The sequence below is a fragment of the Nocardiopsis gilva YIM 90087 genome, from assembly GCF_002263495.1.
GTDB classification, from domain to species: Bacteria; Actinomycetota; Actinomycetes; order Streptosporangiales; family Streptosporangiaceae; genus Nocardiopsis_C; species Nocardiopsis_C gilva.
Window position 1 is genome coordinate 4,000,860 of record NZ_CP022753.1, and the last position, 20,906, is coordinate 4,021,765.

17 protein-coding genes are annotated in these 20,906 nt (G+C 68.2%); 10 read left to right on the top strand and 7 right to left on the bottom strand.

What is annotated here, in order from left to right:
* Positions 1 to 74 precede the first annotated feature (74 nt).
* Entirely contained in the window at positions 75 to 1,250 is a 1,176-nt protein-coding gene (locus tag CDO52_RS18120) for an ROK family transcriptional regulator (RefSeq protein ID WP_017618221.1), read from the bottom strand.
* Positions 1,251 to 1,464: 214 nt separating this feature from the next.
* Here CDO52_RS18120 and CDO52_RS18125 point away from each other — a divergent pair, with 214 nt between their 5' ends.
* Positions 1,465 to 2,049: a nucleoside/nucleotide kinase family protein gene (locus CDO52_RS18125; RefSeq protein WP_026125712.1), complete on the top strand. Its 585-nt coding sequence runs from the start codon at positions 1,465 to 1,467 to the stop codon at positions 2,047 to 2,049.
* Positions 2,050 to 2,154: 105 nt separating this feature from the next.
* On the opposite strand, the gene CDO52_RS18130 is transcribed toward CDO52_RS18125, so the two are convergent.
* Entirely contained in the window at positions 2,155 to 2,427 is a 273-nt protein-coding gene (locus CDO52_RS18130; protein WP_026125711.1) for a hypothetical protein, read from the bottom strand.
* A gap of 164 nt (positions 2,428 to 2,591) precedes the next feature.
* Entirely contained in the window at positions 2,592 to 4,214 is a 1,623-nt protein-coding gene (locus CDO52_RS18135) for a molybdopterin-dependent oxidoreductase (RefSeq protein ID WP_017618218.1), read from the bottom strand.
* A gap of 230 nt (positions 4,215 to 4,444) precedes the next feature.
* On the opposite strand from CDO52_RS18135, the gene sigK reads away from it, so the two are divergent.
* Complete coding sequence (sigK, locus tag CDO52_RS18140) at positions 4,445 to 5,035, top strand: ECF RNA polymerase sigma factor SigK (RefSeq protein WP_198345892.1); 591 nt, start codon at positions 4,445 to 4,447, stop codon at positions 5,033 to 5,035.
* Positions 5,032 to 5,853, top strand: coding sequence for an anti-sigma factor (locus CDO52_RS18145; RefSeq protein WP_017618216.1), 822 nt, complete (start codon positions 5,032 to 5,034; stop codon positions 5,851 to 5,853). The genes sigK and CDO52_RS18145 overlap by 4 nt, the downstream gene beginning before the upstream one ends.
* A gap of 46 nt (positions 5,854 to 5,899) precedes the next feature.
* On the opposite strand, the gene CDO52_RS18150 is transcribed toward CDO52_RS18145, so the two are convergent.
* Positions 5,900 to 8,224 (bottom strand): serine/threonine protein kinase, encoded by a 2,325-nt coding sequence (locus CDO52_RS18150; RefSeq protein WP_017618215.1) that lies wholly within the window; start codon positions 8,222 to 8,224, stop codon positions 5,900 to 5,902.
* A 136-nt stretch (positions 8,225 to 8,360) separates the two neighbouring features.
* A complete protein-coding gene (locus CDO52_RS18155) occupies positions 8,361 to 9,062 on the bottom strand; it encodes a potassium channel family protein (protein WP_094932557.1) in 702 nt (233 codons plus the stop codon).
* 302 nt (positions 9,063 to 9,364) lie between these two features.
* Here CDO52_RS18155 and CDO52_RS18160 point away from each other — a divergent pair, with 302 nt between their 5' ends.
* The 3 genes from CDO52_RS18160 to CDO52_RS27690 all read left to right on the top strand — a co-directional run bounded on the left by CDO52_RS18160 (position 9,365) and on the right by CDO52_RS27690 (position 11,551).
* Positions 9,365 to 9,820 carry a septum formation family protein gene (locus tag CDO52_RS18160; RefSeq protein ID WP_017618213.1) on the top strand — a complete coding sequence of 152 codons (456 nt, stop codon included), beginning with the start codon at positions 9,365 to 9,367 and terminating at the stop codon, positions 9,818 to 9,820.
* A gap of 220 nt (positions 9,821 to 10,040) precedes the next feature.
* Positions 10,041 to 11,243 carry an RNase A-like domain-containing protein gene (locus tag CDO52_RS28840; RefSeq protein WP_232524243.1) on the top strand — a complete coding sequence of 401 codons (1,203 nt, stop codon included), beginning with the start codon at positions 10,041 to 10,043 and terminating at the stop codon, positions 11,241 to 11,243.
* On the top strand, positions 11,243 to 11,551 hold the full coding sequence (locus CDO52_RS27690; protein ID WP_152471574.1) for a contact-dependent growth inhibition system immunity protein: 309 nt from the start codon (positions 11,243 to 11,245) through the stop codon (positions 11,549 to 11,551). The genes CDO52_RS28840 and CDO52_RS27690 overlap by 1 nt, the downstream gene beginning before the upstream one ends.
* Positions 11,552 to 11,710: 159 nt before the next feature.
* Here CDO52_RS27690 and CDO52_RS18170 read toward each other — a convergent pair whose 3' ends face one another.
* Positions 11,711 to 14,104, bottom strand: coding sequence for a helix-turn-helix domain-containing protein (locus CDO52_RS18170; RefSeq protein WP_026125710.1), 2,394 nt, complete (start codon positions 14,102 to 14,104; stop codon positions 11,711 to 11,713).
* A 238-nt stretch (positions 14,105 to 14,342) separates the two neighbouring features.
* On the opposite strand from CDO52_RS18170, the gene CDO52_RS18175 reads away from it, so the two are divergent.
* The 4 genes from CDO52_RS18175 to CDO52_RS29545 all read left to right on the top strand — a co-directional run bounded on the left by CDO52_RS18175 (position 14,343) and on the right by CDO52_RS29545 (position 18,089).
* Positions 14,343 to 15,425, top strand: a complete 1,083-nt coding sequence (locus CDO52_RS18175) for an alpha/beta hydrolase (protein ID WP_017618209.1) — start codon at positions 14,343 to 14,345, stop codon at positions 15,423 to 15,425.
* Between the two features lie 22 nt (positions 15,426 to 15,447).
* Entirely contained in the window at positions 15,448 to 16,608 is a 1,161-nt protein-coding gene (locus CDO52_RS18180; protein WP_026125709.1) for a serine hydrolase domain-containing protein, read from the top strand.
* Between the two features lie 573 nt (positions 16,609 to 17,181).
* Positions 17,182 to 17,415: a hypothetical protein gene (locus tag CDO52_RS18185; protein WP_017618207.1), complete on the top strand. Its 234-nt coding sequence runs from the start codon at positions 17,182 to 17,184 to the stop codon at positions 17,413 to 17,415.
* Positions 17,416 to 17,804: 389 nt separating this feature from the next.
* Positions 17,805 to 18,089 carry a hypothetical protein gene (locus CDO52_RS29545; protein ID WP_394296714.1) on the top strand — a complete coding sequence of 95 codons (285 nt, stop codon included), beginning with the start codon at positions 17,805 to 17,807 and terminating at the stop codon, positions 18,087 to 18,089.
* 85 nt (positions 18,090 to 18,174) lie between these two features.
* On the opposite strand, the gene acnA is transcribed toward CDO52_RS29545, so the two are convergent.
* A complete protein-coding gene (acnA, locus tag CDO52_RS18190) occupies positions 18,175 to 20,898 on the bottom strand; it encodes an aconitate hydratase AcnA (RefSeq protein WP_017618205.1) in 2,724 nt (907 codons plus the stop codon).
* Between the last annotated feature and the right edge of the window lie 8 nt (positions 20,899 to 20,906).

The window sequence follows — 20,906 nt, forward strand, 5'->3', positions numbered from 1 at the left end:
CGAAAGGCCAGACCATGCCGGGCATGTGTGACATGTGAAGATCTGTGCCCGACGGCCGCGTTTACCGAATCGTGTCACTCCGCCGCGGCCACAGCCAGCCGCATCGCACCCCGGAGCGCCGAGTCGGTGCTGAACTCGGCCCGCGCGACGCGCAGGTCGCGCACCGCGCTGCCCAGCGCGCCCAGCTCCACCTCGCGGCGCATCGGCTCCAGCAGCAGCTCCCCGGCCGCGGCCAGCTCGCCGCCGACTGTCACCAGGTCCGGGTTGAAGGTGTTCACCAGGATCGCGATGCCCCGGCCCAGCGCGGTCCCGGCTTCGGCGATGACACGGCGGCATCCCGGATCACCGGATTCGGCCGCCGCCACGACCTCCGGGACCGTGGCGGGTGCGTCGCCGTTGCCCTGCCCCTGAGGCCCCGGCAACATGCCGAGCAGGTAGGGCGCTCCGGTCAGAGTCTCCAGGCACCCCCGATTTCCGCAGCGGCACACCAGCCCGCGCTCGTCCAACCCGATGTGCCCGATCTCGCCCGCGTTGCCGCGCGCACCGCGCAGCAGCCGACCGTTGATGACGATCCCCGCACCCACGCCCTCGGAGAGCTGGACGTGGATGACGTGGTCCAGGCCGCGCCCGGCGCCGGAGGCCGTCTCGGCCAGGGCGCACAGGTTGGCGTCGTTCTCGGCCACCACCCGCACCCCGAGCTTCTCGGTCAGGGCGTCGGCCGGGCGGAAGCCCGCCCAGCGGGGCAGGCAGCTGATGTCACCGACCGCGCCGGTGGCCAGGTCGATGGGGCCCGGGATCGACGCGACGACGGAGGTCACCGTGGCGTGGTCCACCCGCGCACCGGCCAGCACCGTCTCGACCAGCCACACCGCACGCCGCACACCCCGGACGGGGTCCGCGGCGACGTCGTAGGCGACCGACTCCCGGGCCAGCGTCGCCCCCTGGCTGTCGCCGAGCGCGACGGTGAGTCCGGCCGGGGTGAAGTCGATGGCGACCACGGCGCCGGGCGGACGCAGCAGGGTGATCGCGCGCGCCCGCCGTCCGTTCGAGGACGTCTCGCGCACCGAGACCGTCCCGGCGGCACGGAGGTCGCGCACCATGTTGGAGACGCTGGCCGGAGACAGCCCGGTGGCACGGGCGATCTCCGCCTGGGTGAGCGTGCCGCCGACGCGCAGCGCGTCGACCACCCGACGCTGGTTGGCCCGACGCAGTTCCGCCTGGCTTCCCGGTGCCACCTCGGTCTCGGTCACAACGGGTTCCCCTTGTCGCTCCTGAGTTCACGGGTTGGGCCCAGTCTGGACGGCCGGGCTCTCGGTGAGAGGGAGCTTAGCCGCGATCCTCGGCCAACGCTCAGGGCGGCTCCCCCTCTGCCGTGGGCGGACGCCCCGGCGGGGGATGCGGGCGGGGTGGAGCAGGGCGGCACGCCGCGGCCGGAGCGGTGCGCCCGGGCTAGACTCCCGTCGCGTGCCTCTCCTTTCCACTTCCGCTCCCGACTGGGCCGATGCCGCGGCGCGACTGGTGCGTGCTGCGCCGCCCCGCGCGGGGCGCTGCCGCGTGATGGCGCTGGAGGGGCCGTCCGGCGCGGGCAAGACAGCAGTGGCCGACCGCGTCGCGGCCGAGCTGGACGGCCCGGTCCTGCACATGGACGACCTGTACCCGGGGTGGGACGGACTGGCGGGGTCGGTCCCGCTGGTGCGGGCGTGGGTGATCGAGCCGCTGCTGCACGGCGAAAACCCGCGGTGGCGCCCGTTCGACTGGGATCAGGGGCACCACGCGACCGCCTGGAGCGAGACGGCGGTCGGCGACACGCTGCTGGTCGAGGGCTGTGGGACGGGCGCCACGGAGCTGCGCCCGTACCTGTCGGTCCTGGCCTGGGTCGAGGCCCCGGCTTCGGTGCGCAAACAGCGGCTGGGGCGGCGCTGGGACGCCGACCTGTACGCGCCCTACCGGGAGATGTGGACGCGGCAGGAAGACGCCTTCTACGCCGACCACCGCCCCCGCGAGCACGCCGACCTCATCATCCACAACCCGGCGGCGGGCCGACTGTAGCGCCCCGCCCGCCGCCGGGTCCCTGGCGGTTCGGTCGACGGCCGCCCGGCCCAGTGCCTCCGCTGAGGGTGGGGCGAAGCGGAAGAGGACGGAGGAGGGGCAGGACTAGCTGTCGTCCTCCATGTCCTCACCCTGCTCCTGGCCGTCCATGTCGCCGCCGTCGTCCATGGACTCGTCGTCCATGTTCTCCTGGCCTTCCTGGCCCTCCTGGTCCTGCATCTCCTCGTCGTTGGAGCCCTGGTCGGACTCCTGCTCGTTCGAGACCTCGTCGCCGGGTTCCTCGGTGTTGTTGCAGGCGGTCAGCGGGAGCGCAATCGCGAGGGCGATACCCCCGGCGGCGGCGAGGGAGCGAAGTCGGTTCATCGAGCGAATGGACATCTCGGTTTCCTTGTCATCAGGGGGCATTGCGATTCCTGACGGGAGCGCAGGCGCTCCCGTCGTTACCGTGACCGGTCGCGGTGACCGCACGGAGTCATGGGGGTGTCGATCGGGGTAATCGCGTGGGTCCTACGGCGCCGTCCACCCCTCCACCCATACGTCGGTCATTCCACAGTGACGTCGATCGTGTGCCACCCGGTGGCGCCGTCGGGTGCGGGCGGGGCCTCGTCCTCGGTCTGGACCGTCCCGTTCCGATCGGTGGCGCGGACGCTGAGCCGGTGCTCGCCCGGTTCCGCCTCCCACTCCAGCACCCACTGCCGCCAGGTGTCGGTGGTGTCCTCCTCCGCGAGGCGGGCGGGGCGCCACGGGCCATCGTCCACCCGGACCTCGACGGCGTCCACGCCGACGCGCTGGGCCCAGGCGGCACCTGCCACCGCCACCCGTCCGGCGTCGATTCGCGCTCCTGACGTGGGCGTATCGATGCGCGACTGGGTCTTGATCGGTGCCCGGTCCGACCATCCGCGGGGGACCCAGTAGGCGTCGAAGGCGTCGAACGTCGTCAGCTCGATCTCGACGATCCACTTGCATGCCGAGACGTATCCGTACAGGCCGGGGACGAGCATGCGCACCGGGAAGCCGTGCTCAGGCAGCAGGGGACGGCCGTTCATGCCGAGGGCGAGCATCGCGTCGCGGCCGTCGAGCACGTCGGCCACGGGGGTGCCGATCGTCATGCCGTCGGAGGAGCGCGACACGAGCTGATCGGCCGGGCCGCCCTCGGTCGGCGGGCGGACACCCGCTTCCTTCAACAGCGTCGCCAGCGGCACCCCGATCCACCGGGCGTTGCCGATGTAGGAGCCGCCCACGGGGTTGGAGACGCAGGCCAGCGTGATGTCGCGTTCCATCAGGTCGGAGCGGTTCAACAGGTCGTCGAAGGAGTACTGGCGCTCGGTGACGCCCCGGCCGTGGATACGCAGGGTCCAGGTGGTGGCGTCGATGCGCGGCACCGACAGCGCGGTGTCGATGCGGAAGAAGGCGGTGGACGGGGTGAGGAAGGGGGCCAGCCCTTCCAGCTCCAGGTCCGCGCCGTCCGGGAAGGGTGGCGCGGGCGAGGCCGGCGCGGGAAGCGTGATCTTCCGAGCGGCGGCGACGCTCTCGGCTTTCGACGCCGCGTACCAGCGCGCGCACGCCCCGGCACCGGCCGACACCGCTGCGGCGGCACCGGCGACCAGGACAAACCGGCGCCGGTCGAACCCGCCAGTGTCCTCGGGTGTCGCGTCGGGCGCCTCCGCCGCTTTCGCGCTGTTCGGCGACGAGGCCGGAGCGAGGTCGTCCGCCTCCTGTCGGGGCGCTTCCCGCGGAGCACGGGCGATCAGGAGACGGAGCAGCGCGATCGCGACGGCCGCGCCGAGAAGCGAGGGCAGCCCGTCCAGCAGCCCGCCGTCCGGCCGGGTCAGCGCCGCGACGAGGCTGATCAGACCGGCCAGCACGATCCCGGCGTCGCCGATCGCGGGCCGACGTCGGGCCGCGCTACCGACCAGGGCGGCAAGGGCGGCCAGGGTGACGGCCATCCCGCCCAGCAGTACGGCCTTGTCAGCGGTCCCGAAGGTCGCGACGGCGAACTCCTTGAGCGGACGCGGGACGAGATCGATGACCGCCGCGCCGACGACGAGCAGCGGGGTGGCCTCGGGCCGCGTTATGGCGCCGACGACCTCGGCCGCCGCCAGGCCGGCGCCCGCGGCGATCAGCCCGCAGAGCGCCCCGATGGCGGGACGCACTGCGGGGGCCACGTCGCCGGGCCCTTGGGGCGTGGATGAATCGTTGCGTTGATCCGACACGCCCCTCCTTCGGACCGGCACGTGGCGGGGCGACGGAGACTGCGGTAACGAAAGGATAAATACGGTCGAGCGGGGTGGGGCGGCGTCTCCCTCCGCCTCCCTGCTCCGAATGCCAGAGTGGAGGGTGACGACGCGACAGCACCAGGGGAAGGGCGGTGGCCGGGGTGGAGCAGGCGATACCGGTGGGTCCTCCGCCGGACGGCGGCGGCACGGAGGTGCACCCACCGGATGACCTGGGCGACCTGCTGCGCCGCACGGCCCGCGGCGACCTCATCGCGTTCGAGGCGGTGTACCGGGACCTCTCCGGTCCGGTCTTCGGGCTGGTGCAGCGGGTTCTCCGGGACCGCGCCCAGGCCGAGGAGGTGACCCAGGAGGTGTTCACAGAGATGTGGCGGACCGCCGCCCGCTTCGACGCCGAACGCGGCGGTGTGCGCTCCTGGGTGCTGACCATCGCGCACCGGCGCGCGGTCGACCGGGTCCGCTCCGAGCAGGCGGCCGCGACCCGCCTGGAGCAGGTCGGGCGGCTGGAACCGGACTCCTCCCCTGCTGACGACGTCCCTGACCAGGTCGAGCACCGGTTGGAGCGGGAGAAGGTGCGACGCTGCCTGCGCCGCCTGACCGAGGTCCAGCGCGAGACGGTGCGGCTGACCTACTACACCGGCTACACGCAGCGCGAGGCGGCCGAGCTGCTCCGGGTCCCACTGACCACGGTGAAGGGCCGCCTGCGCGATGGACTGATCAAGCTGCGCGACTGCCTGGGGGTGGCCGAATGAGCACGCCGGACCACGGCACAACCGACAACGAGGTGCACGGCCTGACCGCCGCGTACGCGGTCGACGCGCTGACCGGTGAGGAACGTGAGCGGGCCGAACGGCATCTGGCCGAGTGCGCCGACTGCCGCCGCGACCTGCAGGAATTTCGGGCGACGACGGTACGTCTGGCCTACGGCGAGGCGGAAGCACCCCACCAGCGGGTCTGGGAACGGCTGCGCACCACCGTCCCGCACATCCGGCAGCTCCCGCCCCTGACAGCCGAGCACGGGCAGGAGTCCACAGCGCCTGAGACATCGGCGCCCGCTGCGTCCGATGAGTCGACGTCCGGCGCGTCCGGCGTACCCGCACCCGTCGTCCCGCTGCGGCGCCGCACGGTGCTGCCGTGGCTCGTCGCGGCCGCGTGCCTGGTCATCACGCTCATCCTGGGTGGGGTCGTGATGTCGATGCAGCAGCGGATGGACGATATGCAGGCGCACACCGCCCAGGTCGAGGCTCTGCTGGCGGCGTCCGATGCCCGAATGCGGGAGTCGGAGGTCTCGCACACCACCGCCCGCGCGACCGTCGTCACCTCCGAGGAGATGGACAGCGCCATGATCATGGTCGACGGCCTGGCCCCGCCGCCCGAAGGCATGGGTTACCAGATGTGGCTGGTGGACGACGGCGACATGCGCTCGGCCGGGATGCTGGAGCAGACGGCCGACGGGATGCTGTCGGGCATGGCCAAGGACCTCGGCTCGGCCCGCCAGATCGGCATCACCCTCGAACCGGCCTCCGGCATGCCCGAACCCAGCGAGGAGCCGATGAAGGTCGAGGTGTGAGCGGCGGTGAGGGCCCGCACCTCCGCACACCACCAGAAAGGTCCGGCTACCCGGAACAGATCTCGCGAGTGCGTTCGAGTTCGCGGTCGCCTTCGTCGATCCCAGCCTTGAGCTGTTCGACGCGAGCGGAGGCGTGGTCCTTCCAGGCCCGGGCGAAATGGCGGCGCGTCCTATACCCGTTGGTGGCGCCGGTGGTCATCGAGATAAGGAACGCCCCGCCAAAAAGCACGGCGTCATAGAAGACCAGTGAGAAGAGGACGCTCTGGGCACTCTCAGGCTCGGTCGATATGTAGCGGAACGGCGTGAAGAGAGCGATCGGTGCGAGCACGCACCCCCCAACAAAGAGCAGGATCTTCAGCACGTGCAGCACCCTCTGCACGATCCACCGGGTACGGGCCTGGTCCAAGTCGACGTGGGCCTGCTCAAGCTCGCTGTGCCAGGAGCGCCGATACGCGGCCATCGTCCGGACCGTACTCGCGGCGGCATGCACGGCGGCGGCGTACCCCGCGCGCTCGGGACCCTGGGCGCGCTCCACGCGCTGCCAGAGCGCGTGGAACAACTTCCGCGTCTCGTCATCACCGTTGCTGTCCGGGGGCTCGATCTGGCCGGGGCGTAGCAGGTAGGCCACGATCAGTCCGGGGTCGACGTAGACCGGTCGGGACTGCCGCCACCCCGAGAGCTGTTCGCGGAGCTGCTCCAGGAAGGAGACGCCCGCCGATTCGGCTATCTTCAGATCGTCGCCCAGCTGCCGCCGCAGGTCGCTGTCCGGGCCGTGGTATAGGGCCATGGTGCGCAGCACAGCCGGTCTGGCCAGGAGCAGCATTTCGTTGGCCGGAGGGGCGCCGGTGAACAGCGGGCGCACGTCAGCGAAGAGTTCACGGAGGCCGTCGACGGAGGCGTCCTGGCCGCGGAAGACGGGCGGGAGGTCGGGGCGCAGTTGGGCGACGAACCAGGCGACGGTCTGGTTGACATCCTCGGGTTTGCGGCGGAAGACGGATCGGTCGACCGTGGTGTCGCCAGCGTCGTCGACCATCCAGGAGCCCAGCATGTCGCGCTCGGCCTCGTTGGCGAAGACGCGGACGGCTTCGCCCCAGTTGAGCTGCATGGCGGCGGCGAGTTCGCGTGCGTCGATGTACTTCTCGCCCGCGAACCAGTAGGGCGGGATGCTTCCCGTTCCCGGCCGCAGTGTCGAGGCGACCTGGGATCCCTCACCCTCTCCACCGCCAGGCGGAGCCACGACGGTGCCGCGGTCAGGATCGGCCGGAAGCTGCGGGTGGTGCGACGCCTCATTGATTCCGGCGGTCCCGGCGGGCGGGGTCGCGTGGGTGTAGGCCAGGGTCCCACCCTCCGCGATTCCGGGTGCTGAGGCGCCCGGGTCGACGCGGGTGGGCGGGGTCGCGGGCGCGACGGCCGTCGGGGACAGCGGGGACTCCACGGTTGTGGGTGCGACGGGGGACTCGACGGTAGTCGGCGGGGTCGGTGGCACCACAGAGGTGGGGACGTGCGAGGGATCCGCCGTCGCCGCACCGTCCTCGGCCGGGGCACCGCCGCCCGTGTCCCGCGTCGGCGGTCCGGTGACCAGCCAGTCCATGAGAGTCCGGGCGCTGGGGCGGGCGTCGGGCGCCTTCTCCAGGCAGGCCAGAACAATGGGCAGCAGCGGGCCACCGAGGTCCCCGGTGTCGGGCTCGCCCGCCAGGATCCGGGCGATACGGGCCGCCTGCGTCGGAGCGGCGAACGCCTCCTGTCCTGTGGCGGCGTACACCATGACCGCACCCCAGGCGAAGATGTCCACGGCGGCTGTCAGCCGTGATCCCTCCAGCTGCTCGGGCGCCATGTAGCCGATGGTCCCGACCACGCCGCTGGCGGTGACGGAGGTCGTCTCCACGGCCCGGGCGATGCCGAAGTCGATGACGCGCGGGCCGTCGGCCGCGAGCATGATGTTCTCCGGCTTAAGGTCGCGGTGGACGACGCCCGCCGCGTGGATCGCCGTCAGCGCCGTGGCGGTGGACACGGCCAGCCGGTGGAGGTCGGCACCGTGGCGCGGCCCGTCGGCGCGTACGGATTCCAGAAGGGTGGGGCCGTCGATGTACTCCGAGGCGATCCAGGGGGTCGCCGCGTCGGGATCGGCGTCGAGGATGTCGGCGGTGCAGAATCCGCTGACCCGGCGCGCCTGGGTCACTTCCTGGGCGAATCTGCGCCGGGCGTCGGGGTCGGAGGCCCAGCTGTCGTGCAGCAGCTTGAGCGCCACACGGCGGCCGTCGGGGTCCTCGCCCAGGAACACCTCGCCGAATCCGCCCCGGCCAAGCCGTCGAACCAGCCGGTACTTTCCGATCGTCCGGTCATCGGCCGCCGTCTCGGGATGTTCGGTCATTGCCGGCTTTCCAGGAACCGGGCAGCCGCCGGCTCCGACGACGCCCCGGCGGCCCGATGGCGTGCGGCACGGGCCCTGCGGGGGATGTGGGTGGGGGTACGGGACGCGACTATAGCCCCTCCCGCCCCTTTCCCGCCTAACGCCCAGGGTGCGGGCTCTCGACATCTCCTCGATCCCCGCCAGCACCGGCGGCGTCGGCCGGAGCGATGTAGGCGCCAACCAGCCGCGCGATGACCGTGGTGAGGAAGAGCGTGCCCGAGACCGTCTCGACGACGGCCAGCGAGCGCACCCACGGAGTGAGAGGGAGCACGTCGCCATAGCCGAGGGTGGCCATGGTGACGTACGAGAAGTACATGAGCTGCTGCCAAGTGACGGGTTCCTCGGGCGCCGCGGAGTCCTCGAAGCTGCCCGGCCAGACGATCTCGACCGCGCCGAACGTCGCGGCGAACAGGCCGCCGAGGAGCAGGTAGACGCAGACAGCGGCGAGAATCAGGTCCGGTCCGTGCGCCTGGCTGCGCCGGAAGATGAACCTCAGCAGCGAGACCATGAGGCAGCTCTGGAAGACCGCCACCGAGATGAACATGCCGAGGTGGGCGGCTTCGCTCTCCTGGTCGACGGCGACCCACAGGCCGAAGATCAGGAACACCACGGCGACGACGAAGATCGGCACCGTCCGCAACGACTCCTCGCGGACGAGCATGATGCCGAACACGATCATGCCGGTGTAGAGGAGCATGTAGACAGCGGTCCACAGCGACCCGTGCAGCGTCAGGGGATACCCGAACTGCAGCAGCGCGACCGAGACGAGGAAGATGCCGAGCGTCCAGGTACGGACCATTGGCTCCCCTGACCTCCCGCAAATAGCGCTCTGACCAGTTCGGATCTCAATCCGAACGGCACACTGGCGATCGTGATCCTAATTCGCCTCGACACTACGGGCGGGCGTGCCACGCCAACGGCCACGCTCACGCGGCAAGGGAGATCCCGTCTCATTCATTAATGACGACTGCACCGCGTACGCCTGTCGCCGCAGACTACGCCTCTGTGACGTTTGTCGTTAATGACCCATTACGCACCTTTATGCACCTGATGGCCGCTATGTTGATTCTCAACATTCCCCTGGATCAACACGGAGCTTTCATGCCTGCTGTCATCCCCCGAAGCCGCGCGGGTCGCGGTGTCGCCGTGGCCGCCGTTGTCATGGCGAGCGTGTCACTGTCGGGTTGCGGTCTCCTCATGGGCAATGCCTTCGACATCGAGGTCGGCGAATGCCTGGCGTCCGTCCCTAAGGACGGGGAGGTCTTCGACGTCGAGACCATCGACTGCGCGGAGTCCCACGAGGGAGAGGTCTACGCGAACGTCACGCTGGACGACGGAGAATTCCCCGGCCTTGAGAAGATCGGGAAGATGGTCGACACCCGCTGCCGCGAGGAGTTCGAGTCGTTCGTGGGCATCGGCTTCGACGATTCCGAACTGGACTTCACCTCGCTGCACCCGACCGAGGAATCGTGGAACACGTGGGACGACCGCCAGGTCACCTGCATCGTCATCGACCCCAAGGGGACCACCGGCTCGCTGAAGGGCGCCGAGCGCTGATTCGGCACCGAACCCCGCTCGTGGAACTCGCCAACGGACGGGGCGTGTGCGTTGACGTCTGACCGCTGTCAATGACGGGCCCCGACGCGGTACGCGCCGGGGCACTGTTGTTACTCGCTCACGCGGGTGCGGGTCGTGTTCGTCGGAGCGCTCGAATGAAGACGACCCGCCCCTGGAACGGTTTCTCGACGCGCTGACCGACGCCGCCGGCAACGATGTAGTGGGAGCCCTCGAAGGCGCCGGGTCACTCCTGACCGACCCGGTGGGAACCGTTGGCGAAGCTTGGGACGCCATCGTCGAGGATCCCGTCGGACTGATCCTCAGCAAGGAGTTCCGGGAGGCCTGGAAGAACGGCGACTGGCCAGCGGCCTTTGGCTATGGCCTGTGGGACATCGGTACAACCCTCGTCGGGGGCGTCGGCATACTCCTGAAGGGCGGCAAGGCCTTTGGTAAATTGCCTCAAGGCAGTGGCGAGAAACCTCCGAAGGGAAGCGATCCTGACAAGGACAGCGGACAGAATCCCGATAAGGAGGATTCCGCAGACGGCGAGAAGAAGGACGAGGACAACAACGCTGCCGGGTGTCCACCGGGAAACAGCTTCCTCCCCGGCACCCCTGTACTTCTCGCGGACGGTACCACTGCGCCCATCGAGAACGTAGCCGTCGGCAACGAGGTCTGGGCCTTCGATCCGCTGACCGGCGAGGAAGGCCCACGCCCAGTCACCGCCACCATCACCGGGTCGGGCGAGAAAACCCTCGTCGAGATCACCACCGTCGATGACGAGGGCGATACGGGATCGGTCACTGCCACCGACGAACACCCGTTCTGGGTCCCCGATGTGGCTGAGTGGGTCGACGCGATCGACTTGGAGCCAGGAACCTGGCTGCGCACATCCAGCGGCACATGGGTACAGGTCACAGCGACCAAGGTTCACACCGCTGCCAACGCGCAGGTCCACAACCTCACTGTTGGGGGCTTGCACACTTACTATGTTGGGACGATTGGGGCCAGCGTCCTTGTTCACAACAAGAGCGGGTGTGTCCCCGGCGGAGGCCTTCGGAAGCATGAAGAGCTCGGCGGACACACCATTGAGCGCCATGTAGCCAAATCCGAGAAGTGGCTCCGCCGCCGACTCAAGAACGACCCGGATATGACACAGGCTTCAAGCTTCAAGGATCTATCCACGGCAGAAAGGGCCATTTCAAAGGCACTTTCTGACAACCAGGGTGCTATCGACAAGTGGATCGATTCCGACACTGGAGGACAGCTCAAGCTTGAGAAGAAGCCAGTCGGCGAAAACGTTGGACCAGTCGTCAGGCGGGATGGATCGTCGAAAGACGGAAGAAGAGTTACAATAATCCTCAGGAAGGATAAAAACTCATCCACAGGATATCGAGTTCATACCGCATTTCCGGATAAGTGATGAACTACGAAAATCTCCACGAGTTCATTGGAGGAGTCTACCATCAGGATTGGAGCCTTGATTTCCCAGACCAAGAATCAGCAATCAGATATTTTCTTTCGACGAGCGACTCCGAGTTTATCCAGCGCGTCCTCCTGGAGATAGATGAACTTCTTCGCGAACAAAGATCAGAGAAGCGGCTGAAGAAAACCGTACAACGGGACTTCAGCGGCAACATCGTCCCACAGAAAACTCCGCAACGTTGGCACGACTGGTTGGTCTGGTTGAGGGAGGAGATCAAAGCTTCCTCGGCAGACGCTAACCCATGACTGTAGGGTCGATGTCCGAGACCGCCGACGCAATGCACAGCACGAACGAATGGGCCGCCGCCGTCTTGTAGACGGTGGCGGCCCATTTGGTCACAGCCATGCCGGACCGCCGCCCTGTCCCAGCAGGGTCTGCCGGTGGGAAGGAGCGGCAGGGATGGACTAGGGGGTCGTGGCTTGGGCGGGTCCGCGGTCAGGCTGCTGGTGGCGGAATGTGCGGTCGAGGTGCTGTTGTAGCCGGATGTGGCGGAACTGGTAGACGGCGCCCGTCTGGCGCAGCACGCCACGGCGATATGCGTCGTCGAGGAAGGCGACCGTGTCCCAGGGGAGCTTGCCGGTGAGCGGGAGCCAGATGCGGGACAGCGTCAGCCATTGGCCCCAGGCGGTGAAGGCGAGCACGTAGGAGGCCGCGCCTCCGAGCCCTCCGACTGCCCCGATGAGGAAACCGTCCGGACCCCAGACCAATGGACCGAGGATGTCCTGAAGCAACTCGACGATCACGTGCCCGGACAGGGAGATGCCGAGGGTGAGCATCGGGACGAGCACGAGGAACTGCCGTCCCACGGTCGCACGGTTGGAGGACAGCAATCTGACGGGGGTGGCCGCGGCAGTGGTGTCCATGGGGGCTTCGAGCGCGGCGAGGAGTCCGAAGATCAGCCCGCCAACCGATCCGAAGATCAGTCCGAAGATCAGCATGTTGATGAGCGTGTCCTGGAGCACGCTCCAGGCCGTGAGCGAGACCCCTTGGAACAGCAGCCGCAGTATGGCGAGAGCGCACGCATAGCCGGTGCCCAACACGAATCCGCCTAGCAGCACGACTTTGAAGCGGGCGGTGAACGCGCGGACCGGCCTGCGGCCGACGCCACGGCTTCTAGAACGCAGCCGCAGCCGTACATGGGATGGCTGGACGGCACCTCGGTGGAACACGGACATGACGCAGTAGGCGGTTCCGAACGCGGCACCAGCGGACGGCCCGACCAGGGCACCCTGCACCAGAACCCAGCCGAGGCCCACCGGCTCTCCGACGACCCAGAGGGAGAAGACTATGCCGACCATCCACGCGGACATGGAAACGCACAGTGTGGATGCCAGCACGACGCTCAGGATGCGCGTCGAGAGCCGTACTGAGCCCGCGATCCGCCACCAGGCGATGTCCTGTCGGCCGCGATCCAGCCCGGCAAGGTAGCCGAGCCAGTGCTGGGCGCGGTCCGCGTCCCAGTGCCTCCGCCGGTGGCCGTCCCCGGCCCGCTCGGGGGCGCGGTGCCGGTACACCGCCGGTAGGAATCCCGCCAGTAGATGCTCTTCAAGGTGGCTTCCGGTGGGGAAGCGTTCTGTGTCGAGCAGCTCGTCCGGGCCTCTTCCGAGCGTTTCGCTGTACGTCGTTCGTGCCAGGTTGACCATCAGCGGGGTGCGCAGGACCCTGGCAAGGTTCACGCTCCCCGGATCCTGCCCGGCATGCAGCTCCTTCAGGACGCCATCCCATGTGCCCGAGTCTTCGCCAGAGCCGTTGCCACCGGTGACGGACCGGGCGGTGCGGGGCAGATAGTCCGCGAGGTCATCGAGGGTCAGGTCGGTGAGTTCGATGCCGGCCGCCAAGACCAGTGGTGACTCTCCTCCGCGGACAGCTTGCTCGTACTCGTCACGTCGGCTGGTCAGGACGAGCGGCAGCGACGTGGCGTTGAGCGTGTGAAGCGCCTCGCCTCTCAGGCCCTCGGCGATCTCGTCGAACCCGTCCAGAACCGGCAGGATCAGGTCTTCGTCGACCAGCGCGGCGGCCAGCGTCGCCCCGCCGGGGACCCTGCCGCTCAAGTGCGGATGGTCCCGCAGGAGCCCGTCGACCAGCAGGTCCCGCAACGAAGTGGTTGTCGGGTCCCAGGATCCGAGGCTGAAGATCACCGGCACCCGGTCGGGAGAATCCGGGGCCGAGAGCAGGTCAAGGGCGAACCTGATCGCCAGAATCGACTTGCCTGAGCCCGCCCTGCCGAGGATCACCAGTCGCCCCGAGGAGATGCGCCGGTAGGTCTCGGCCACGCTCCGCGCATCACCGCTGAGGTCCACCTCCTGCGAGGCCGCTCCCGGGGGAAGGCACTGAATGTTCTCCGGATGGTCCGTCAGTCCCGCGGGAGCCTGCTGCCACCGCACCGGAAGCGGGAACGGATCGTGAACCCGGCGGTGCTCCTCCTCCCGTTTCCAACGGCGTCTGACTTCTCTGGCCAGTGCTTCGGCAGCCTCGGCCAGCGCGCCGCCTGCCGACGACAGCCCGGAAGCTGGCCCGGGAAGCGGCGGGGGCGGCGGGGACCCCGAAGCAGACTGCGGGCTGTCCGGCTCAGGTTGTCCGTTGCTCGGCAGGCCTGTCAGGTGGCGTCGGTCTTCGGGACTGGCATCCAGGGCGTCCGCCAGCAGATTGATGGTCGCCAGCCGGTGGTCGGCCGACTTACCAGACTCCAGTCTGCGGATGGTGCGGACGCTCACCACGGCGCGTTCCGCAAGCTCCTCCTGTGTGAGGCCCGCCTGCTTCCGCAGCCGACGCAGCGGAGTTCCTGAATGGTCCGTCACATCGGCCACCCTTCGCACGAATACGGGCGTTGAGAGCTTAGCGTGACGACCGGTCACATATGGCCGGTTCCCTGGCCTGTTCCGTGAGCAGCGCAAACCTCATGGTCATTGCGGGTGGTCGTGTTCAGCACTCTGTGCCAGACCCCGGCAGAGCCGCCCTCGTCCACCCGAACAACGGGCGGGGCCGCCGCAGCGGTCCCGCCTCCACCTGTTACTGCTCACAGAGGACACGATCCTGATGAGATCCCTCCAGTCACGCAGGTTCCGCGCCACCAGGGCCATCGCCGCGGCCACCGCGGCCATTGCATGGGCTGCACTTACCGGACAGGTCGCCCACGCCGACACGCCTGCCGTCCCGGAGTTCGATGATGGATTCGGACTGACCCAGGTCACGGATGACAGGGAGGTGCACTCCAGCACCGACTTTTCGATCACGGTGACCACCCCGGAGGTGGCCGACCAGCAGAAGATCCGCATCTTCCTGCCCAGCGACTACGCGTCCGAGCCCGGCAAACGGTGGCCGGTGGCGTACTTCCTCCACGGCGGCCCCGGCAGCCCGGACGACGCCGACGCGGTCGATGCGCTGCGCTCGGACCAGATGATCACCGTCGCACCGGACGGCGGCCGGAAGGGCTGGTACGCCGACTGGCTCATGCAGGACACCGCCGAAGGCGCGGCCAACTGGGAAACCTTCCACCTCGAACAGGTCGTCCCCTTCATAGACGCCAACCTGCGCACCATCCCCGACCGCGACCATCGCGCCGTCCTAGGGCTATCCATGGGCGGCTTCGGCTCCATGCACTACGCCCAGGCCCGCCCCGACCTGTTCGGCCATGTCGCCTCGCTGTCCGGCGCTCTCGACTTCGGAAACTACGCCGTCCGCGGCACCGTGGTGGCAACGGAACTCAACCTCACGACCGCCTGGTGCGCCGTCTCCAGCTCGCGCGGATGCGCCGACTACGGCCCCGTTGTCGACAGCGACGCGATCTTCGGCTCCCCCTATCCCGTCTTCAACGCCGACCACATCTGGAGGTCGGTCAACCCCGCGGCCTCCGACAACCTAGCCAAGCTCGCCGACACCGGGATCACGCTCTACACCGGCGACAACGATCTGGTCGAGAACCACACCGCGGACGGCGTCGACGTCGTCACATCCCGCCTGGACAAGCTCGGCATCGCCAGCCGTGCCGTCAACTACGGCGACGGGTCATCACTCTCCCCGACCTGCAACGGCGGCCACAACTACGGCTGCTGGTCCCCCGCACTCGCGGACTACATCCCCCGCCTAGAGGCCGCGTTCGCGGCCGGGGCGACGAAGTGACCTACCTCGAGGAGCACGCACCATGGCAATGAAATGGAGCAGGAAACGGCTCTCCGTCGTCATAGGCGCGGCGTGCGCGACGATGCTGACGCTGCCGAGTCCGGCGGCGCACGCCCAGACGACCGCGGACGACCACGCCGCCACGCTCGCGGCACTGAAGGCCTTCCAGGCGAAGGCCGGACCAGGCGCAGCCATCCACGCCGGAGACGGCAGCGACGCCTGGACCCTGTCCGTCGGCACGGGAACCGTCAACGCCAACCGACCCATCAAGTCGGACGAGCACTTCCGCATCGGCAGCCAGACCAAGACCTTCACCGCGGCGGTGGTGCTACAACTCGCCGACGAGGGCAAGGTCTCACTGGAGGCGCCCATCGACGAGTACCTCCCCGGCGTCGTCACCGGCAACGGCTACGACGGCACGCGCATCACGGTGCGCCACCTGCTCCAGCACACCAGCGGAATCGCGCCGTATAACCCGTATCCGGGCGCTCAGACCCCCAAGCCCAATCCGGACGGCACATACGACCTGGCCGCATCGGTACGGGAGGGACTTAGCCGCGCCCCTGTCTCCGCGCCCGGCGCGGACTTCACGTACTCCAACACCAACTATCTGATCCTCGGCATGCTCATCGAGAAGGTGACGGGCATGCCGGTGCACGAGTCCATCACGGGCCGCATCATCGACCCGCTCGGCCTGACCCGGACCGCCTTCCCCGCTCCGGGTGACCGCGCGCTGCCCACCCCGGCCGTCAACGGCTACCACGGTGTCCGACTCGGTGGCTTCTTCTTCTGGGTCTCGGCCCTCACGTACGACCCGTCCCTGTACAGCAGCGCCGGAGCGATGATCTCGACCCTGGAGGACCTGACAGCGTTCTACCAGGCACTGAGCTCCGGCAAGGTCATCTCTCCCGCAGGTCTGGCCGAGATGCAGAAGGTGCGGGACGTGGGCGACTCCGGAGTCGGCTACGGCCTTGGCCTCATGCGGCACAACCTGTCCTGCGACGGCGTGGCATGGGGCCACGGCGGCGGGGTACCGGGCTACCAGACGTACACCCTGGTCACCGAAGACGGCCGCCACGCGTCCGTCGTGACCAACGTGCTGTTCCAGCTCAACAGCCCGGGCACCCAGATGCTCAACCTCATGGACACGGCCTTGTGTGAGGACCAGACAGCGCGCTCCTGAACCATCGCCAGTCCCCCATAAGACAGCGGACGCCCCGCGAAGTACGTGTGCTTCGCGGGGCGTTCGCGCGCCTACGGGGAGCCGGCCGGTTTCTCGTCTCCCAGGGTGATCACGCGGCACCCCAGCTCGGCAAGGCACCCCTGGCGAGCTGCTCGACACACCTACCGAGCCGGAGCGATCCGGTTTCCTGAATGAGCGTGTAACCGGTTGTGGCGGGCGTGGACGAGTTCACAGATGAGGTGAGGCTGACGCCGATAGAGGTGGCGGAAGCCCTCGCAGGGCTCAGCGGCCCGGATCGGCACCGACGCACCACAGCGGACCACGTGCGAGCGCGTCGACACGACGACCGGTCATGGATGGCCGGTCCCCTGACCTGTTCACTGAGCAGACCAAACGCCATCGTCATGGTGAGCCGGGCCAATCCATCGGCCGGGGAACACGTACACGGCAGTGCTTGCTCAGCCCCCGCAGTCCGGGCTGGACGCAAGGGACGGCTCTGCCGATGCACGCAGGACCGCGCCGAGGCCCGGCTCTCATCTCCTTCATCCGACAGCCACATCCAGGAGGCTCGGTATGGCATACCGCTACCGATGCGGCGAATGCACTTTCAAGACCGGGTGGATCACTGAATCAGAAGCCGAAGACCGCGCAGTCGCCCACTACGCCGACCACCACCCCCAACTCATCCCCGGCGGCATGGTCGAATTCAACGCAGAAAAGCGCGACTCTCACGGCTGCCTCGGCTGCATCCCGGTGGTGGCGATCCTGTTCCTGCTGCTGATGATCGCATCGTCGTGCGAGGGCTAGGCAGCCGGGGGCCGGTACAGGTCGTCCAACAGGTCAATGGCGAGCAGTCGCCAAGAGGATTTCACGGTTCCGCAGCCGCGCCTCGCATCATCCGCCGAGAGTAGGTGTATGAAAGAACGTCTTACGGTGAGTGTGAACGAAGATATCGCCACTAAGATCCGAACTGAGGCCGAACGTGCGGGAATCAGCCTGTCGGAATGGGTGGAACGCGCCGCCCACCGTGAGGCCACGCGAGCCGCTTTTACTCGCGCCCGCGCTGAGAGGGAGAGCGCTGGCCTATTCGGCCACGACCACCTTGCTGCGTATGCCCGCCGACGTGCTGCGGTCCACTGCGAAACACGCCGCTCGGGAAAGGCGCAGTGACGCCGTGATTCGGCGACGTCTGGACGATCGGTCAAGGGGACGATGACGACATCCCGCCTCCTGTACCGCACCTGGTTGTCAGCGGTGACCTCTACAACGAGTCAGGTCTCGGGGTGATCTTGTGTGAGGTGAACCGCCACCAGCTCACTGATCCCGAGATCAGCGAACCTATATCCAACCTCGGTGTTGCGCTCCTCGATCGTGTTGTCTGGTTTCCGCAGACTTGGCTACGGGAGCATGTCGGTGACCTTCACCCAGACCGGCATGACCACGTGAAACGGGTGGTGCGCAATCTCGTCGGGAACGACTGAGGCGACCTACCGAGCACACTGCACAGGCGAACGGGCCGCCACCGTCTTGTAAGAGGGTGGCGGCCCGTTCTTGCTGGGCCTGCTGTTACTTGGCGATCAGCTGGCGCAGGACGTACTGCAGGATGCCGCCGTTGCGGTAGTAGTCGGCCTCACCCGGAGTGTCGATACGCACCACGGCGTCGAACTGGACACCGGTGTTCGTGGTGACCTTGACCGTGGACGGGACGCGACCCTCGTTCAGCTCGGTAATGCCGACGATGGCGAAGGTCTCCTCACCAGTCAGGCCGAGGGAGTCGGCGGACTGGCCCTCCGGGAACTGCAGCGGCAGGACGCCCATGCCGATCAGGTTGGAGCGGTGGATGCGCTCGTAGGACTGGGCGATGACCGCGCGAACCCCCAGCAGGCGGGTGCCCTTGGCGGCCCAGTCGCGGGACGAACCGGAGCCGTACTCCTTGCCGCCCAGGACGACCAGCGGGGTGCCCTGCTTGGCGTAGTTCTGCGCGGCGTCGTAGATGAACGACACCGGGGCGTCGGGCTGGGTGAAGTCGCGGGTGTAGCCGCCCTCGGTGCCCGGCGCGATCTGGTTGCGCAGGCGGATGTTGGCGAACGTGCCGCGGATCATCACCTCGTGGTTACCGCGCCGCGAGCCGTAGGAGTTGAAGTCCTTGCGCTCCACTCCGTTGGCCTTCAGGTAGTCGGCGGCCGGGGTGCCCGGCTTAATGGCACCGGCGGGCGAGATGTGGTCGGTGGTGACCGAGTCGCCGAGCTTGGCCAGCACGCGGGCGGCGGTGATGTCGCTGACCGGGTCCGGGGTGGTGGCCATGCCCTCGAAGTACGGGGGCTTACGCACGTAGGTGGACTCGTCCGCCCACTCGAAGGTGTTGCCGGTCGGCGTCGGCAGCGAGCGCCAGCGGTCGTCACCGGCGAACACGTCGGAGTAGGCCGACTCGTACATGTCGGAGGCGATCGCGGAGTCGATGACCTCCTGGATCTCCTCCGGCGACGGCCAGACGTCGGCCAGGTAGACCGGCTTGCCGTCGGAGCCGATGCCCAGCGGCTCGGTGGTGATGTCGATGTCCATGGACCCGGCCAGGGCGTAGGCCACCACGAGCGGCGGCGAGGCCAGGTAGTTCATCTTGACGTCGGGGTTGATCCGGCCCTCGAAGTTCCGGTTGCCCGACAGGACCGAGGTGACCGCAAGGTCGTGGTCCTGCACGGCCTTGGAGATCTCCTCCGGCAGCGGCCCGGAGTTGCCGATGCAGGTGGTGCAGCCGTAGCCGACCAGGTTGAAGCCGAGCTTGTCCAGGTACGGCGTGAGCCCGGAGCGCTCGTAGTAGTCGGTGACGACCTTGGAGCCCGGCGCCAGCGAGGTCTTCACCCATGGCTTGCGGGTCAGGCCCTTGTCCACCGCCTTCTTGGCCAGCAGGGCGGCACCCAGCATGACCGACGGGTTGGAGGTGTTGGTGCAGGACGTGATCGCGGCGATCACGACCGCACCGTGGTCGATCTCGGTCTCGGTGCCGTCGGCCATGGTGACCTTGACCGGCTTCTTCGGACGACTGCCGTTGGCGGCCTGCGCCGGGGCGTCGGAGGCCGGGAAGGACTCGTCGCTGGACTCGTCGACCGGGTCGCTGACGTAGTTCTGCACGTCGTGGCGCCAGGTCGGCTTGGCGGCCGAGAGCGCGATGCGGTCCTGCGGGCGCTTCGGGCCGGCGATGGACGGGACGACGTCGCCGAGATCCAGCTCCAGGTACTCGGAGAAGGCAGGCTCGACGGACGGGTCGTGCCAGAGGCCGTTCTCCTTGGCGTAGGTCTCGACGAGAGTGGTCTGCTTCTCGCTGCGGCCGGTCAGCTTCATGTAGCGGATGGTCTCGTCGTCGATCGGGAAGATCGCGGCGGTAGACCCGAACTCCGGGCTCATGTTGCCGATGGTGGCGCGGTTGGCCAGCGGCACCGAGGCGACGCCGTCGCCGTAGAACTCGACGAACTTGCCGACCACGCCGTGCTTGCGCAGCATCTCGGTGATGGTCAGCACCAGGTCGGTGGCGGTGGTGCCGGGGTTGAGCTTGCCGGTGAGCTTGAAGCCGACGACGCGCGGGATGAGCATCGAGATCGGCTGGCCGAGCATGGCGGCCTCGGCCTCGATACCGCCGACGCCCCAGCCCAGGATGCCCAGGCCGTTCTGCATGGTGGTGTGGGAGTCGGTGCCCACACAGGTGTCGGGGTAGACCTGGCCGTTGCGGACCATGGCCACGCGGGCGAGGTGCTCGATGTTGGCCTGGTGCACGATTCCCGTGCCGGGTGGGACGACCTTGAACTCGTTGAAGGCGGTCTGGCCCCAGCGCAGGAACTTGTAGCGTTCGTGGTTACGCTCGTACTCGATCTCGACGTTGCGCTCGAACGCGTCGGGGCGCCCGAAGATGTCGACGATGACGGAGTGGTCGATCACCAGCTCGGCGGGGGCCAGCGGGTTGATCTTGTCGGCGTCGCCACCCAGTTCCTTGACGGCCTCACGCATGGTCGCGAGGTCCACCACACAGGGGACACCGGTGAAGTCCTGCATGATCACCCGCGCGGGGGTGAACTGAATCTCCTGGTTCGGCTGGGCCTTGGGGTCCCAGTTGCCGAGGGCCCGGATGTGCTCGGCGGTGACGTTCGTGCCGTCCTCGGTGCGCAGGAGGTTCTCCAGCAGCACCTTCAGGCTGTAGGGAAGTCGCTTGGAGCCCTCGACGGCGTCCAAACGGAAGATCTCATACGACTCGTCGCCAACGCGGAGCGTGTCACGGCTGCCGAAGCTGTTCGCGGACACGATGCTTG